This is a genomic window from Methylobacterium sp. A54F, assembly GCF_053346035.1.
Map to the genome: position 1 here is coordinate 304,885 of NZ_JBKFBF010000003.1, position 15,580 is coordinate 320,464.

Annotated in this window: 13 protein-coding genes, 2 tRNA genes and 1 pseudogene; 11 read left to right on the forward strand and 5 right to left on the reverse strand. The window is 70.8% G+C overall.

Annotated elements, in window-relative coordinates:
* Positions 1–5 precede the first annotated feature (5 nt).
* Entirely contained in the window at positions 6–467 is a 462-nt protein-coding gene (locus tag ACLBXP_RS07805) for a DMT family transporter (RefSeq protein WP_447667023.1), read from the reverse strand.
* Between the two features lie 3 nt (positions 468–470).
* Between ACLBXP_RS07805 and ACLBXP_RS07810 the strand changes: the two genes are divergently transcribed.
* A complete protein-coding gene (locus ACLBXP_RS07810) occupies positions 471–980 on the forward strand; it encodes a hypothetical protein (protein WP_447667024.1) in 510 nt (169 codons plus the stop codon).
* A 545-nt stretch (positions 981–1,525) separates the two neighbouring features.
* Here ACLBXP_RS07810 and ACLBXP_RS07815 read toward each other — a convergent pair.
* A complete protein-coding gene (locus ACLBXP_RS07815; RefSeq protein WP_447667025.1) occupies positions 1,526–1,963 on the reverse strand; it encodes a hypothetical protein in 438 nt (145 codons plus the stop codon).
* On the opposite strand from ACLBXP_RS07815, the pseudogene ACLBXP_RS07820 reads away from it, so the two are divergent.
* Positions 1,865–2,182: pseudogene (locus ACLBXP_RS07820) on the forward strand (tyrosine-type recombinase/integrase); the annotation flags it as partial. The gene ACLBXP_RS07815 and the pseudogene ACLBXP_RS07820 overlap by 99 nt on opposite strands.
* Before the next feature lie 196 nt (positions 2,183–2,378).
* Here the strand turns inward: ACLBXP_RS07820 and ACLBXP_RS07825 are convergent.
* Positions 2,379–2,454: transfer RNA gene (locus ACLBXP_RS07825), tRNA-Asn, on the reverse strand.
* A 203-nt stretch (positions 2,455–2,657) separates the two neighbouring features.
* On the opposite strand from ACLBXP_RS07825, the gene ACLBXP_RS07830 reads away from it, so the two are divergent.
* The 7 genes from ACLBXP_RS07830 to ACLBXP_RS07860 all read left to right on the forward strand — a co-directional run bounded on the left by ACLBXP_RS07830 (position 2,658) and on the right by ACLBXP_RS07860 (position 9,650).
* A tRNA-Cys gene (locus tag ACLBXP_RS07830) sits at positions 2,658–2,731 on the forward strand.
* Between the two features lie 231 nt (positions 2,732–2,962).
* The gene (locus tag ACLBXP_RS07835; RefSeq protein WP_447667026.1) at positions 2,963–3,616 is read left to right on the forward strand and encodes a protein-L-isoaspartate O-methyltransferase family protein; all 654 of its coding nucleotides are present in this window, start codon (positions 2,963–2,965) and stop codon (positions 3,614–3,616) included.
* A 342-nt stretch (positions 3,617–3,958) separates the two neighbouring features.
* Positions 3,959–5,377, forward strand: coding sequence for a TolC family outer membrane protein (locus ACLBXP_RS07840; protein ID WP_447667119.1), 1,419 nt, complete (start codon positions 3,959–3,961; stop codon positions 5,375–5,377).
* Positions 5,378–5,526: 149 nt separating this feature from the next.
* Positions 5,527–6,162, forward strand: a complete 636-nt coding sequence (locus ACLBXP_RS07845; RefSeq protein ID WP_447667027.1) for a DUF2497 domain-containing protein — start codon at positions 5,527–5,529, stop codon at positions 6,160–6,162.
* A 124-nt stretch (positions 6,163–6,286) separates the two neighbouring features.
* Positions 6,287–9,001, forward strand: a complete 2,715-nt coding sequence (locus tag ACLBXP_RS07850) for a valine--tRNA ligase (protein WP_447667029.1) — start codon at positions 6,287–6,289, stop codon at positions 8,999–9,001.
* Positions 9,002–9,060: 59 nt separating this feature from the next.
* Positions 9,061–9,342 (forward strand): type II toxin-antitoxin system RelE/ParE family toxin, encoded by a 282-nt coding sequence (locus tag ACLBXP_RS07855; RefSeq protein WP_447667031.1) that lies wholly within the window; start codon positions 9,061–9,063, stop codon positions 9,340–9,342.
* Positions 9,343–9,353: 11 nt separating this feature from the next.
* Positions 9,354–9,650 carry a HigA family addiction module antitoxin gene (locus ACLBXP_RS07860; RefSeq protein WP_447667033.1) on the forward strand — a complete coding sequence of 99 codons (297 nt, stop codon included), beginning with the start codon at positions 9,354–9,356 and terminating at the stop codon, positions 9,648–9,650.
* Positions 9,651–9,659: 9 nt separating this feature from the next.
* Here the strand turns inward: ACLBXP_RS07860 and sugE are convergent, their stop codons facing one another.
* Positions 9,660–9,974 carry a quaternary ammonium compound efflux SMR transporter SugE gene (gene sugE, locus ACLBXP_RS07865; protein ID WP_447667035.1) on the reverse strand — a complete coding sequence of 105 codons (315 nt, stop codon included), beginning with the start codon at positions 9,972–9,974 and terminating at the stop codon, positions 9,660–9,662.
* Between the two features lie 158 nt (positions 9,975–10,132).
* Positions 10,133–12,466: a putative bifunctional diguanylate cyclase/phosphodiesterase gene (locus ACLBXP_RS07870; protein ID WP_447667037.1), complete on the reverse strand. Its 2,334-nt coding sequence runs from the start codon at positions 12,464–12,466 to the stop codon at positions 10,133–10,135.
* Between the two features lie 368 nt (positions 12,467–12,834).
* Between ACLBXP_RS07870 and ACLBXP_RS07875 the strand changes: the two genes are divergently transcribed.
* Together ACLBXP_RS07875 and ACLBXP_RS07880 are read left to right on the forward strand one after the other, a co-directional pair.
* Positions 12,835–14,385, forward strand: a complete 1,551-nt coding sequence (locus ACLBXP_RS07875; protein ID WP_447667038.1) for a Do family serine endopeptidase — start codon at positions 12,835–12,837, stop codon at positions 14,383–14,385.
* Between the two features lie 215 nt (positions 14,386–14,600).
* Entirely contained in the window at positions 14,601–15,494 is an 894-nt protein-coding gene (locus ACLBXP_RS07880) for an aldo/keto reductase (RefSeq protein WP_447667040.1), read from the forward strand.
* The last annotated feature ends 86 nt before the right edge of the window (positions 15,495–15,580 follow it).

Here is a 15,580-nt window from a genome sequence, read left to right on the forward strand (position 1 = left end):
CTCCTTCACCCCTCAACGTCCCAACCATCCAGTCGTCCCAACCCGCTCGGGCACGGCTCTAGCCCAGCACCAAGAACGCGCCACAAGCTGACGGGATGAACCTGGAAGCCCACCCAGCCGTAATGGTCTAGGACGAGCGATGCGAGAACGCCTACCGTCACGATGATGCCCAGGAACGTCGCTGCGCCGATCGCTGGCGAGGCATAGAGCTGTGCGAGGATCAGCAGCACGCTCAGGAAACCCCCGAACCAGGCCCACCAAGGCACCTGCGCGAGTTGCTGCCCGCTCGGCATCTCAAGCTTTCCGAGCGCGAGTCCGCCCACCAGCAGCGCGGCCGTACTGACGAGCAGCGTCAGCAGCGCGGCGGTGACGGGAAGCCCGAGGGATTTCGAGAGTGTTGCGTTCTGCCCTGGTTGGATCGCGTTTGCTAAGCCGGCGAGGATCGTCAGTCCGTAGAGATACCACATGGGTTGGCAGCGCAGGGGCGAGCGGCCAAATTTCCTGCAAGCGATCAGTTGCGGCAATCTGCGCGCGACGACGTTCGGCGGGCCGGCCGGCTTCAAACCTTCACGGCACAGTTCTATGGACTTTGCGAGGATCGGCAGTGGCTGTTTGATATATTACTGAACTCCCACGGCAGCTTGCGACAGGCTCTAATCCTGTTTCCGAGACCGGCAATCCTCTGCCACCAAGCGGACGCCCGCCCCGCTGCCTTGATGAAGGTCGGTCGTGACCCCTGCTTCCCACAGGGCGCGCTCAAGAGCATCCAGGGTCGCCCGGTGTGGGTCACGGGCACCCCGCTCGAAGTCGACAATGGTTCGCAAACTCACGTGCGCCGCTTCCGCGAGCTGGTCACGGCTCCAGCCGATAAGGGCGCGGGCGGCCCGGCATTGCGCGGCAGAAATCACGAGCGACCGAAAGTTGCACTTTTTGGGCGTAAAATTGTTGACATGGATCGCGCCGAATTGCATCTTACATGACTAGATTACCTACTTCATGCGCAGGCGCAACTGGCAGCTTGGCAAGCGCTGGTTAACGATCGGTGCAGATGCTGGAGATGCCTGGACATGCCCCGTAGGGCTGCCACCGTCACGCAGGCCGACATCGCCCGCGTTCTGAGGGCCGTGAGGGATGCTGGCCTGCCTGTGCTCAATGTCGTAATCAAGCCCGAAGGCGTGATCGTGGAGACGGCCGGCGACGCGCAGGAGGTCGAAAGGGTAGGGCGGTCTGGCAAGCTTGCGGATCAGGGGCGCGTGGTGATCATATGACCGACGCCATGCCTCGTCCCCGGCCGCCATACCTGCTGCGCGAGACCACCCGTCACGGCGCGGTGGTCTGGTATGTACGCAAGGGGACAGGGCCGCGGATCCGGCTTCGTGAGCGGTATGGCTCGCCGGCATTTTGGAGCGCCTACCACGCGGCTGTGAACGGGCGCGTACAGGCGCCAACCACGAACGCGACAGTTGGCACCATCGCTTGGCTCGTAGATCGGTACATCGCCAGCTCGCAGTGGACCGAGGAGCTTTCAGCCGCGACCCGGGCACAGCGGCACGGTCTGTTGAGAGCTCTGGTTGAGGCGGCTGGCACCGAGCGGGCGGACGCCATCAACAAGCGGTCCATTGCGGAGGGCATGGATCGCCGGAAGGCCAAGCCGCACGGAGCCAACAACTGGCTCAAGACCATGCGCGGGTTCTTCGGCTGGGCGGTTGACCGCGAGTACCTGACTGCGGACCCGACCCGTGGCGTCAAGCTGATGTCCGGCGCCAATGACCGGAATGGCTTCCATACGTGGACAGAGGATGAGGTCGCGCAGTTTGAGGCGCGGTGGCCCCTCGGCACCCGCGAGAGGCTGGCTTTCGACCTGATGCTCTACACGGGTCTCAGGCGAGGGGATGCGGCCCGGCTTGGCCGGCAACACGTCCGTAACGGCGTCATTCGGATCAACACGGAGAAGACGAGCCAAGCGGTGTCCATTCGGATGCTGCCGGCCCTCGTCGCATCGGTGGCAGCGACCAAGACGGGTGATCTCGCTTTCGTGGCGAGCACGAACGGTCGGCCGATGACGAAGGAGAGCTTCGGCAACTGGTTCCGGGATGCCTGCGTGGCTGCCGAGGTGCCGGGGAGGGCGCATGGCTTGCGCAAGGCTGGGGCCCGTCGTGCAGCCGAGAATGGGGCGACCGAGGCCGAGCTGAACGCATGGTTCGGATGGGCTGAGGGAAGCCGCGAGAGCGCAACCTATGTGCGTGGCGCAAACCGAACGAAGCTCGCCGAGCGGCTGGCAAATCGGCTGGTCGAAAACGACGAGCGCCCCGCACCGGCTTTCCGGGTACGGGGTTCAGAGCAAATATCGCAATATGATGAAGGACTTAATAATGCGTTGGCTCCCCGAGCAGGACTCGAACCTGCGACAAGGCGATTAACAGTCGCCTGCTCTACCAACTGAGCTATCGGGGATCACGGCGCGGTGTCTACACAGGCCGGCGGGGGGGCGCAAGGGCTGTTTTCGGGGGCCGTCGACAAATCGTCACAAACGCGGGCGGCGCCCCCGGAAGGCCGGAGAAGACCGTTGCCCTGCCGGCCGCGCCTCTGCTAGAGACCGCTTCGCTCCGGGGCGGCCGCCCGGCCCGGACGTGACGGCGCCCGCGCCGTCGGGACGAGGCCTCGTGGCGGAGTGGTTACGCAGAGGACTGCAAATCCTTGCACCCCGGTTCGATTCCGGGCGAGGCCTCCACACCCTTCCGCCGGCGCCCGTCACGCCCGCACCGTTCTTCCCTGCATCTTCCTCCCCCGCCTACACCGCTCCGAACCGCCCGCCCGGCGCCGGCCGGAACCTTGCCTTTTGGCGGCCGATCCCCGACAAACCCGCCTGCTCCGGGACGCGCCGCGCTTGGGGGCGACGGGGCCTCTGCCCGGTCGCGCGGGCGCGCCGGCTAACGACACGCGTCGAGGAAAGACGGCCCGCATGATCGATTACGCCCAGGCGCGACGCCTCATGGTGGATTGCCAGCTCCGGACCTTCGACGTGAACGACATCGCGGTGCTCGACGCCTTCGATGCCGTCCCCCGCGAGCGCTTCGTGCCGGCCGGCCGCGAGGCCTTCGCCTACATCGACCAGAGCCTGCGCCTCGACGGTGGCGAGGGGGGCACCCGCGTACTGCCCGCCCCGATGGTGCTCGCCCGGCTGATCCAGGCCCTCGCGATTACCCCCGGCGCCCGCGTGCTCGACGTCGGCACGGGCACCGGCTACGCCGCGGCCCTGATGGCGCGGCTCGGGGCCTCCGTGGTCGCCCTCGAGGAGGTGCCGGCCCTCGCGGCGAGCGCCCGGGAGCGGCTCGGCGCCGAGGCCGAGGTCGCCGAGGGGCCCCTCGCCGAGGGCGCGGCAGGGCAGGGGCCCTACGCGGGCATCCTGGTCAACGGCCGCGTCGAGCTGCGCCCGCAGGCGCTCCTCGACCAGCTCGAGGACGGGGGCCGCCTCGTCTGCGTGCTCGGGCCCGAGCGCGCCGCCAAGGCAACGCTCTTCGTGCGGGCCGGCGAGGCCTTCGGGGCGCGCCCGCTCTTCGATGCGGCCCTGCCGGCGCTCGCGGCCTTCGAGGCCGAGCGCGGCTTCGCCTTCTGACGGGCTCCGCGCGGGCCCCGGGGCCCCGGGTGCCCGGACGGGTGATTCTCCAAGGTTTCGGGGCGCCCAGGCCCGAATCTCACCTGTCGTTGTGCCCGCAAGGGCGCGTTCGGGCAGTATTCGCTGGCCCGTGACCCTGGGGATCCCTGTGTGCAACCCGGACGGGTGTCGCTTTTATGCGGCACCGACCGAGGATTCGGGGGGCGGGACGGCTCACGGCCCTGGGCGGCTGGCGCGCTTCTCGGCTAAGGTTCGGCCGGGGCGGACGTGACCGGTCGACGTGCAACGACGCGTCGCGACCGTCTATGACGGGCGGCCGGTATCATCGAGAAACCGCAAGGGCTGATCGACGTGAGAGAACGCAGAGCTTGGCCGAGCCGCCCGGCGCTTCGTCGGGCGATCCTCGCCGCGGGCACCGGCCTCCTGAGCGCCGGCCTCCCGGGCACCGACCCGGCCCGGGCCGAGACGCTCGAGAGCGCCCTGGCGCGGGCCTATGGCGGCAACCCCCAGCTCAATGCCGGGCGCGCGGGCGTGCGCGCCACGGACGAGAACGTCGCCATCGCCCAGTCCGGCTACCGGCCCACCGTCAACGTCACCGCCGACATCTCCGTCTCGAAGTTCCAGGGCGTGTTCTCGGGCGTTGCCGTGGACCAGACCACGCTTCCGGGCGGGGCTGGGCTGACGGTGAACCAGACGCTGTTCAACGGCTTCCAGACGGACAACAACACGCGCCGCGCCGAGTCGACGGTCTACAGCCAGCGCGAGACCCTGCGCTTCACCGAGATGACGGTCCTGTACAACGGCGTGCAGGCCTACATGAACGTCCTGTCCGACACCGCAACGCTGGAGCTGCGGCGCAACAACGTCGAGGTGCTCGAAGAGCAGCTGCGCCAGACCCGCGACCGCTTCAACGTCGGCGAGGTCACCCGCACCGACGTCGCCCAGGCTGAGGCGCGCCTTGCCGGCGCCCGCTCGGACGTCAGCGCGGCCGAGGCGCAGCTGCGCGCCTCGATCGGCATCTACCGCCAGGTGATCGGCGTCGAGCCGCGCCAGCTCGCCCCGGGCCGGCCGCTGGACCGCTTCGTGCCGGCAAGCCTCGACGCCTCGGTGCAGATCGGGCTCAAGGAGCACCCGCAGATCGTCTCGGCGCTGCACTCGGTGGACGCCTCCGAGGCGCAGGTGAAGGTGCTGGAGGGCCAGCTCTACCCGACGGTGAGCCTGCAGGGCGCGGTGAGCCAACGCTACGACCAGCAGCTGGCCAACTCGAACGGGTTGTCGGCCTCGATCCTGGGGCGGGTGTCGATCCCGATCTACGAGGGCGGCCAGGTCTACGCGCAGGTGCGCCAGGCCAAGGAGCAGGTGGACCAGACCCGGATCCAGGCCGAGCAGGTGCGCGACCAGGTCCGGGCGCAGATCGTGGATTTCTGGGGACGTCTGGAGGCCGCCAAGGCGCGGGTGATCGCCTCGCAGGCGCAGGTCCAGGCCAACGAGGTGGCGCTGAACGGCGTGCGCGAGGAAGCGCGGGTGGGCCAGCGCACGACGCTCGACGTTCTGAACGCGCAGCAGGAGTTGCTGAACGCGCGGGTGAACCTGATCACGGCGCAGCGGGACCGGGTGATCTTCTCCTACGGGGTGGTTCAGGCGGTCGGGCGGCTGACCGCGCGCTTCACGGCGCTGCCGGTGGCGAGCTACAGCGCCAAGGTCCACCTCGACCAGGTCAAGGACCTCTGGTTCGGCGTCCGGACCCCCGACGGACGCTGAGCCGGGGCGTCCGCCGCGCGGGTTTCGGGGCGACCGTGGCGCGGATGCGCTTGCCTCGCGCGACGCGCGTGAAATAGTGGGCCGCGGCGCCGGTTCGGCCCGCACATCCTCTCCTGTTGCCCGCCCTCCCTTGCCCGAGCGTCGTCCTGATGAGTGCAGCGAGCCCCAAAGTTCAGGACAAGGCCGGCGACAAGGCGCACGAGCCCTCGATGGAGGAGATCCTCGCCTCGATCCGCCGCATCATCGCGGACGATCAGGCGGTGAAGCCCGCCGAGGAGGCGGCGCCCGCCCGCGCCGCGCCCCCGCCGGCCGACGACGTGCTCGATCTCGCCGAGGTCGCCGAGCCGGTGGCCCGCCCGGCCCCTCGGGCGGTGCCGGAGCCGGCACGTCCCGCGCCCCTTGAGCCGGACCCGATCGATTTCGGGGACGAGACGATCGACTTCGACGCCCTCGATGTCGAGCCGGAGCCCGAGCCCGTCCGGGCCGTCCGGCCGGAGCCGGCCCGCGCGCCCGAGCCCAAGGCCGAACCCAAGTTTGAGCCGGCCTTCGAGGCGAAGCCCGAGCCGGCAGCCGAGGCCCTGACCTCGGCCGCCACCGACGCCAGCGTGAACCAGGCCTTCAGCCTCCTCGCCCACACGGTGCTGTCCAACAACGCCCGGACGCTGGAGGACCTCGTCAAGGAGATGCTCCGGCCGATGCTCAAGGCCTGGCTCGACGACAACCTGCCCGTGATGGTCGAGCGCCTGGTGCGCGCCGAGATCGAGCGGGTCTCCCGCGGGCGCTGAGGCCGGCGGGGCGATCAAGGCCGTCCGGCCGGGGCTCCCCCGCGCCCGCACGTGTTGACGCGGGCGCCGCGACGGGTTGAAAGCGGGCACACCTCCCGCGGACCCGACACCGGCCCATAGCCCCATGATGGACAAGACCTTCGACCCCGCCGCCGTCGAGGCGCGCGTCAGCGGCGCCTGGGAGGCGGGGGACGCCTTCCGGGCTGGCCGCCCGGAGCGCGCGGGCGCCGAGCCCTACTGCATCGTGATCCCGCCGCCGAACGTGACGGGCACGCTCCACATGGGGCACGCCCTCAACAACACGCTCCAGGACGTGCTCTGCCGCTTCGAGCGCATGCGCGGCCGCGACGTGCTCTGGCAGCCCGGCACGGACCATGCCGGCATCGCCACCCAGATGGTGGTGGAGCGCCAGCTCGCTGAGCGCGGCGAGCCCGACCGGCGGGCCCTGGGCCGCGCGGCCTTCCTGGAGCGGGTCTGGGCCTGGAAGGCGGAATCGGGCGGCGCCATCGTCAACCAGCTCAAGCGCCTCGGGGCCTCCTGCGACTGGTCGCGGGAGCGCTTCACCATGGACGAGGGCCTGTCGGCCGCCGTCGTCAAGGTCTTCGTCGACCTCCACGCGCAGGGCCTGATCTACCGCGACAAGCGCCTCGTGAACTGGGACCCGAAGTTCCAGACCGCGATCTCGGACCTCGAGGTGCAGCAGGTCGAGGTGAAGGGCCACCTCTGGCACTTCGACTACCCCGTCGTGGACGCGAGCGGCGCCGAGACCGGCGCGGTCATCACGGTGGCCACCACGCGGCCCGAGACGATGCTCGGCGACACCGCGGTGGCGGTGCACCCGGAGGACGCACGCTACGCGGACCTCGTCGGCGCCCGCGTCCGGCTGCCCCTCGTCGGCCGCCTGATCCCGATCGTGGCGGACGAATACTCCGACCCCGAGAAGGGCACCGGCGCGGTGAAGATCACCCCCGCCCACGACTTCAACGACTTCGAGGTGGGCCGCCGCCACGGCTGCCGGCCGATCAACGTGCTCGACCCGGAGGCGCGGATCAGCCTCGCGGGCAACGCCGACTTCCTGGACGGGGCCGAGCCCGAGGCCGAGGCCCTGGCGCTCGATGGGCTCGACCGCTTCGCGGCCCGCAAGGCGGTGGTCGAGCTGATGGAGGCCCGGGGGCGCCTGCGCCTGATCGAGCCGAACACCCACGCGGTGCCCCACGGCGACCGCTCGGGCGTCGTCATCGAGCCCTACCTCACAGACCAGTGGTACGTGAACGTGAAGCCGCTGGCCGACCGCGCGCTGCAGGCCGTGCGCGACGGCCAGACGCGGTTCGTGCCCGACAACTACGAGCGGATCTTCTTCCAGTGGCTCGAGAACATCGAGCCCTGGTGCATCTCGCGCCAGCTCTGGTGGGGCCACCAGATCCCGGTCTGGTACGACGGGGAGGGCGGGACCTACGTGGCGGCGGACGAGGCCGGGGCGCTGGCGCAGGCGCGCGCGGCGCGGGGCGCGGGCGTCGTCCTCACCCGCGACCCCGACGTCCTCGACACCTGGTTCTCGTCCGCGCTGTGGCCGTTCTCGACGCTCGGCTGGCCCGAGAGCACGCCCGAACTCGCCCGCTACTACCCGACGAGCGCGCTGGTCACCGGCAAGGACATCCTGTTCTTCTGGGTCGCCCGCATGATGATGCTCGGCCTCCACGTCACCGACCGGACCCCCTTCGCGACCGTCTACCTCCACACCCTCGTGCGCGACGAGAAGGGGGCGAAGATGTCGAAGTCGAAGGGGAACGTGGTCGATCCCCTCGGGCTCATCGACCAGTACGGGGCGGACGCGCTGCGCTTCACCCTCTGCGCCATGGCGGCCCAGGGGCGGGACATCAAGCTCAGCCTCCAGCGCGTCGAGGGCTACCGCAACTTCGCGACGAAGCTCTGGAACGCCGCCCGCTTCGCGGAGCTGAACGGCTGCCGGCTCGACCCGCGCTTCCGCCCCGAGGCGGCCGAGGCCGTCCTCAACCGCTGGGCCCTCGGCGAGGCGGCCCGCGCCGTCGCCGAGGTCGAGGCGGCGCTCGCGGCCTACCGCTTCAACGACGCGGCGGCGGCGGCCTACCGCTTCGTCTGGAACGTGTTCTGCGACTGGTACCTGGAGCTCGCCAAGCCCGTGCTGCAGGGGGAGGGGGTCGATCCCGCTTTGCGCGCCGAGACGCAAGGGGCCATCGCCTGCCTGATCGACCAGATCGCCAAGCTCCTGCACCCGTTCATGCCCTTCCTCACGGAGGAGCTCTGGGCGATCAAGGGCGAGGGGCTCGCGGAGCGCGGCCTCCTGGCGCTCGCCCCCTGGCCGGACCTCGCCGCCCTGCGCGACACCGGGGCCGAGGCCGAGATCGGCTTCGTGGTCGACCTGATCACCGAGGTGCGCTCGGCCCGCTCCGAGACGAACGTGCCGGCCGCCGCCCAGGTGCCCCTGGTCCTCGTGGGGGCGGAGGCGGCCGTGCGGGCCCGCATCGAGACCTGGCACGACACCCTCGTGCGCCTCGCGCGCCTCTCGGAGATCCGCTTCGCGGCGACGGCTCCGCGGAACTCCGTGCAACTCCTCGTGCGCGGCACCACGGCGGCCCTGCCGCTGAAGGGCATCGTCGACCTCGCCGCCGAGGTGGCGCGCCTACGCAAGGAAGCCGCCAAGGCCGCGGGCGAGGTCGCCAAGCTCGACGGCAAGCTCGGCAACGCCGACTTCCTGGCCCGCGCCCCCGAGGAGGTGGTCGACGAGATCCGCGAGCGCCGCGAGGCCGAGGCCGCCCGCCTCGCCAAGCTCACCGAGGCGCTGGCGCGGCTGGAAGGATAGGGCCACCGCTCCTCGAACGTCACGCCTATACGTGATACGTATCGGGGTGGGGTCGATTCGTGATCAGAAGCTTTCGCTGCAAGCACACGCAGGCGCTGCTTGCCGGCGAGGGCTGCCACCGGGCCTGGCGGGCCTTCGCGGCCGTTGCGGAGCGCAAGCTCGACCTGCTCGATGCTGCCGCTGAGATCGGCGACCTCCGCAGCCCTCCCGGCAATCGCCTGGAGAAGCTGAGCGGCGATCGCAACGGCCAATGGAGCATCCGCATCAACGATCAGTGGCGGATCTGCTTCCGTTGGAGCGAGAACGGCCCGGAGGATGTCGAGATCGTCGACTATCATTGAGGATCGAAATCATGCCTCGGATCCGCACGCATCCCGGAGAGATTCTGAGCGCCGAGTACCTGATCCCGCTCTCGCTCAGCGCAAGCCGCCTTGCCGAGGAGATCGGCGTGCCGGCCAATCGGCTCACGGAGATCATCCGCAAGCGGCGCGGCGTCACGGCCGATACGGCGATTCGGCTCGGGCGGCGCTTCGGCACGACGGCGCAATTCTGGATGAACCTGCAGGTCGCCCATGACCTGTCGAAGGCCGAGGCGGAGCACGATTACAGTGCCGTGCGGCGCCCGGATGTCGCGTCGGACGCGGCCTGAAGGCTCACCTCACGGCACGAACTTCAGCCCCGCGATGCCGGCGACGATCAGGCCGATGCAGGCGAGCCGAGCGGCGCTCGCCGGCTCGCCGAACAGGACGATGCCGAGCAGCGCCGTGCCGACCGCGCCGATGCCGGTCCAGACCGCGTAGCCGGTGCCGACCGGCAGGGTGCGCAGGGCCATCGACAGCAGCACCACGCTGAGCCCCATCGCCGCGAGCGTCAGCACCGAGGGCACGAGCCGCGTGAAGCCCTCCGTGTACTTCAGGCCGATCGCCCAGCCGGTCTCGAGGAGGCCGGCGACGAAGAGGAGGGTCCAGGCCATGACAGGCTCCCGGTGCTGGGGGGCGCGATGGCAGGGTCGTCCCCGCCGCCCCTATCGCCCGGGCGGGCGCCCGTGGCCACCCCCGCAGTCGCGGCGCGCCCGCGCACCCGGCGACGCCGTGATACGACCCTCGAAAAATCCGGCTCGGCGCGGCGGGGTCAGGCCGCGTCGGTCAGCCGCTCGGCCACCGCGGCGTTGCGCGTGCGCAGATCCCGGACGAGGGCGGGGATCTCGGCGGGCGGTCGGGCAGGGCTGTAGAAGAACCCCTGCGCGGTGCCGCAGCGCCGGAGCCGCAGGATCTCGCACTGCTCGAACGTCTCGACGCCCTCCACGGTCACGTCCATCGACAGGGCGCGGGCGAGCGCGGTGATCGCCTCCACCACGGCCACGGTGTCGGGGCGGTTCTGGATGTCGCGGATGAAGGTGCGGTCGATCTTGATCTTGTTGAAGTGGAAGTGGGTGAGGTAGCTCAGGCTGGAATAGCCGGTGCCGAAATCGTCCAGCGCGATGCGCACGCCCCGCTCGCGCAGGCGGCGCAGGTTCTCCGCAACCTCCCCGGTGAGATCGAGGATGATCGACTCCGTGATCTCGATCTCCAGGCGCTCCGGCTCGATCCCGGTGGCGTCGAGCGCCTCGGCGACCCGGTCGTAGAAGTCCGGCATCCGGAACTGGAGCGAGGAGATGTTCACCGCGACCCTCTGGCCCGGCCAGGCCAGCGCGTCGCGGCAGGCCTTGTGAAGGGCCCAGCTTCCGATCTCGACGATGAAGCCGGTCTCCTCGGCGATCGGGATGATCTCGGCCGGCGAGACCCAGCCGTATCCGGGCCGGTTCCAGCGCAGCAACGCCTCGAAGCCGTCGACCTCTCCGTCCGCCAGGCGCACGAGGGGCTGGTAATGGAGATCCATTTCCCCCCGCCCCAGGGCCAGGCGCATGTCGGCGTCGAGACGGCGGGTGCGCTGGGCCTGCTCCTCGAGGGAGGGGTCGAATCGGCGCCAGTCGCCCTTCCCGTTCGCCTTGGCGGTGAACAGCGCGAGATCGGCGCGCGCGAGGAGCTGCATCGGTTCCTCCGCGTCTAGCGGCGTTCCCGCGAGACCGATGCTGACGCCGATCTCGATATGCGCGCCCTCGACCTGATAGGGCCGCGACAGGTCGGCCACGAGGGCCGTCGCCAGGGCGGATGCCGAGTCCGCCGCGGCGCAAGGGTGCAGCACGGCGAACTCGTCGCCGCCGAGGCGGAACGCCTGCGAGCCGGCGGGAAGCCGTGCCCCCAGGCGCTGCGCGACCATCTGGAGCAGGCGATCGCCCCCACCGTGGCCCGCCCTGTCGTTGACCAGCTTGAACCGGTCCAGGTCGAGATAGAGCAGGCAGACCATGGCGTCCGTGCGCCGGACGGGATCGCAGGCCAGCGTGATCGCCGCCTGGAAGGCCGAACGGTTGGCCAGCCCGGTCAGCACGTCGTGGGTCGCGAGGTAGGCGACGCGCGCCTCGGCTGCCCGCGCCTGGGTGATGTCGGACCCCACGCCCCGGTAGCCGGTGAACACGCGGCCGGATGTGTGGATCGGCTTGCCGTTGATCTGCCACCACCGGACCTCGCCGCCGATCGCGAGCGGGACGGTGACCGTCTGGAAGGCCCCTCGCCGAAGCATCGCCTCGAAGATCGGCTGCGCGGCGCTCGGGGTTTCCGGGCCTGCGTGCTGCGCCAGCAGGTCGGCCAAGCTCACGCCGCGCAGGTCCTCCGCCGGGCGGCCGAGTGCCGTTGCCATGTGGGTGGGCACCTGCAGCAGCCGCCCGTCGGCGTCCGTCTCCCAGAGCCAGTCGCTCGCACCCTCCGCGAAATCGTGGAGGAGCAGCCCGATCGTCTCGCCCTGGTGCCGGATGGTGATCCGATCGAGGGCCTGCCGGGACGCCCGGCGGCAGGCCCGGACATGGAGGCCGAGGATGAAGAGCGCGTAGATGCTGAGAAGGGCCGAGAGCCAGAGGTCGAAGGGCGAGTCGCAGCGCACCACCGCCACCACGATGCCCGACACCAACGGCGCCGCGAAGCAGGCGCCGAGCGGGAGGAGCGGTCCGATCACCAGGATGGTCGCGATGAGCCCGGTGCCGATGCTGGCGGCGATCACGTCGTAGCCGTCGGACACGGACGGCTTGAACAGGGTGAGCGGCATCGTCGACCAGGCCGCGCCGAGGACGAGGAACAGGCCCGACATCAGCGCGACGCCGCGCAGCACGTCCTGCTCGGACGGCATCCCTGCCAGGACGCCCCGCAGGTGCCGCATCGCGGCCAGCATCGCGGTCGTGGTGAGCCCGACTGCGGCGAGGAGGCCGAGGACGTAGGACCGCTCCGGCTTGCCGAAGAAGATGGCCGCGAGCGTAAGCGCAACCGAGATGTGCACGAGGACGGCGAAATTCACGAGTTGCAGACACTCGCCCAGGAGCTCGGCCCTCGCCTCGCGCAGGTCTTCGGCCTCGGGCGCATCGCCGCCGCTCCGCATCGCGCCCCGGGCCAGGGCGGACGGCCGCGACCGCGGCGCCGGGCGGCGAACGGTTCCGGCGGCCCTGGCCGCCGGGTGCGGCGGATCTTGTGGAATGTGCGACATGCCAGGTTTTGTGCAGGGAGCACTTTAAGGAACGATGAAATTCTCAATTATCGTTACTGCTGACCGCATAAATACAAGTTGTTGTTTCACTGCGGATCTAATTCGACTTGTGCGCGACATGCCCGGCGGCCCGGGGCGGACCTGACGGATTTGTAATCCGTGCGTCACCGGCGGGTCAGGCGGCTCGACCTAAGACGGCAGCGAGGGTTGCGCAGGCCTTCGTGGACGCGCCGCGCCCGTGGGAACTTCCGGAGACACAACCGATGACCGATCGCTCGACCCAGCCTGCCCGCCTGCGCCGCGGCGCCCTCGCTTCCGTGGCGGCCGCCGCCCTCGTTGCGGGCGGCGCCCTCGGCACCGGCTTCCTGGAGCCCACGACGCCGGCCCTGGCCCAGGCCCTGCCCAAGACCCCGATCGAGGCCCCCGAGCATCCGCCGGGCTCCTTCGCCAACATCGTCGACAAGGTGAAGCCGGGCGTCGTCTCGGTGAAGGTGAAGCTCGACGACAGCGCGAGCGCCGACGACGAGGACGGCCCCTCCGAGCGCAACATGCAGCAGGTGCCCCCGCAGCTGCGCGAGTTCTTCCGCCGCTTCGGCCAGAACGGTCCCCAGAACGGCGGGCCCGGCATGCCGCAGCAGCAGCGGCCCGGCTCCGGCCAGCGTGGGGCGGTCGGCTCCGGCTTCATCATCTCGGGCGACGGCTACGTGGTGACGAACAACCACGTGGTCGACCACTCGAAGACCGTGCAGGTGACCCTCGACGACGGCCGCACCCTCGACGCCAAGGTGATCGGCAAGGACCCGAAGACCGACATCGCCCTCCTCAAGATCAAGGACGGCGGCACCTACCCGTACGTGCAGTTCGGCAAGGCCGCCCCGCGGGTCGGCGACTGGGTGGTGGCGATCGGCAACCCGTTCGGCCTCGGCGGCACCGTGACGGCCGGCATCGTCTCGGCGCGGGGCCGCGACATCGGCGCCGGCCCCTACGACGACTTCCTGCAGATCGACGCGCCGATCAACAAGGGCAACTCGGGCGGCCCGACCTTCAACGTCAACGGCGAGGTCGTGGGCGTGAACACCGCGATCGCCTCGCCGTCGGGCGGCAGTGTCGGCCTCGCCTTCGCGATCCCCGCCGAGACCGTGCAGGCGGTGGTCGAGCAGCTGCGCACCGACGGCAAGGTCGCCCGCGGCTACCTCGGCGTGCAGGTGCAGCCGGTGACGCAGGACATCGCGGAGGGCCTCGGCCTCGACAAGCCGAAGGGCGCCCTCGTCGACCACGCCGAGAACGGCACCCCGGCCGCCAAGGCCGGCCTCAAGTCCGGCGACGTGATCGAGTCGGTCAACGGCCAGACGGTCTCCGACGCCAAGGAGCTGTCCCGCAAGATCGCGGGGCTCAAGCCCGGCGCGAAGGTCGAGGTCGCCTACCTGCGCGGCGGCAAGTCCGACACCGCCACGATCACGCTGGGGGCGCTGCCCACCGACGGCAAGATGGCGAGCCGCGGCGAGGGCGACGACAGCCGCTCCGGTCAGCCGCGGCTCGGCCTGAGCCTCGCTCCGGCGGCCGAGGTCGGCCTCTCCGACGAGGGCGTCGCGGTGGTCGAGGTCGATCCCGAGGGGCCGGCGGCCGCCAAGGGCATCGAGCGCGGCGACGTCATCCTCGACGTGGCGGGGCAGGCCGTGACGAAGCCCTCCGAGGTCGCCGAGCGCATCCGCTCGGCGGAGACGAGCGGGCGCAAGGCGGTGCTGATGCGCGTGAAGAGCGCCAAGGGCCAGACCCGCTTCGTCGCGGTCTCCCTCGGCAAGAACGCCGGCTGACCGGCCTGTCCCGGCGCGGGGGCGCTCCGCTTCCCCGCGCCGGCTCTCCCTGACTCCCTCCGATTGCGACACTGGCGCCGTCCCGTCCCGGGCGGCGCCCTTTTCGCGTGCGCTGCCGCACGCGGCGGCCGCCGGCGCGGCCCCGTCCAGGTCTTCCGGGCCCGGGCCGGCGCCATATCGGGGGCCTTCGCAACGGGAGGATGAGGAACTCCGCCATGTCCGATACGGCGTCCGACCCGAACCCCTCCGGCACCTTCGCGATCGGCGGCGACCTCGTGGTGCGCCGCCTCGGCTTCGGCGCGATGCGCATCACCGGCCGCGGCATCTGGGGCGACCCGCCGTCCCGCGAGGCCGCGGAGGCGACGCTCGCCCGCGTGCCGGCCTGCGGCATCGACCTGATCGACACCGCCGACAGCTACGGCCCCTTCGTCAGCGAGGACCTGATCCGCCGGGTCCTGCATCCCTACGCGGGCCTCGTGATCGCCACCAAGGGCGGCCTGACCCGGCACGGGCCGGACATCTGGCGGCCCGTGGGCAACCCGGACTACCTGCGCCAGTGCGTGCTGATGAGCCTGCGCCGCCTGGGGCTCGACCGCATCGACCTGTGGCAGCTCCACCGGATCGGGCCCGACTGCCCCCGCGAGGTCCAGTTCGAGGCGATCGCCCGGATGCGGGAGGAGGGGCTGATCCGCCACGTCGGCCTCAGCGAGGTCTCGGTGGAGGACATCGAGGCGGCGCGGACCTTCTTCCCCGTCGCCACGGTGCAGAACCAGTACAACCTCGTCGACCGGACCAGCGAGGCGGTGCTCGACCATTGCGCCGCCCACGGGATCGGCTTCATCCCCTGGGCGCCCCTCGCGCGCGGGGCGCTGGCCCGCGAGGGCTCGGTGCTCGCCGAGATCGCCGGGCGCCACGGCGTCGGGGACGGCGCGGTGGCCCTGGCCTGGCTGCTGCGGCGCTCCCCCGTGATGCTGCCGATCCCCGGCACCGGCGATCCCGGGCACCTCGCCGACAACATGCGGGGCGCGAGCGTCCGCCTCGAGCCCGCCGAGTTCGAGGCCCTCGACCGGCAGGGGCGGGCGGCCTGGGAGGCGTCCCGCATCCCTTGAGGTCCCCGCCGCCGGCGATCCGGCTGCCACAATTCTTGCATGCAGGCGCACGGCGCGGTTGCGGCGCCTCCGGGGAGACGCGATGC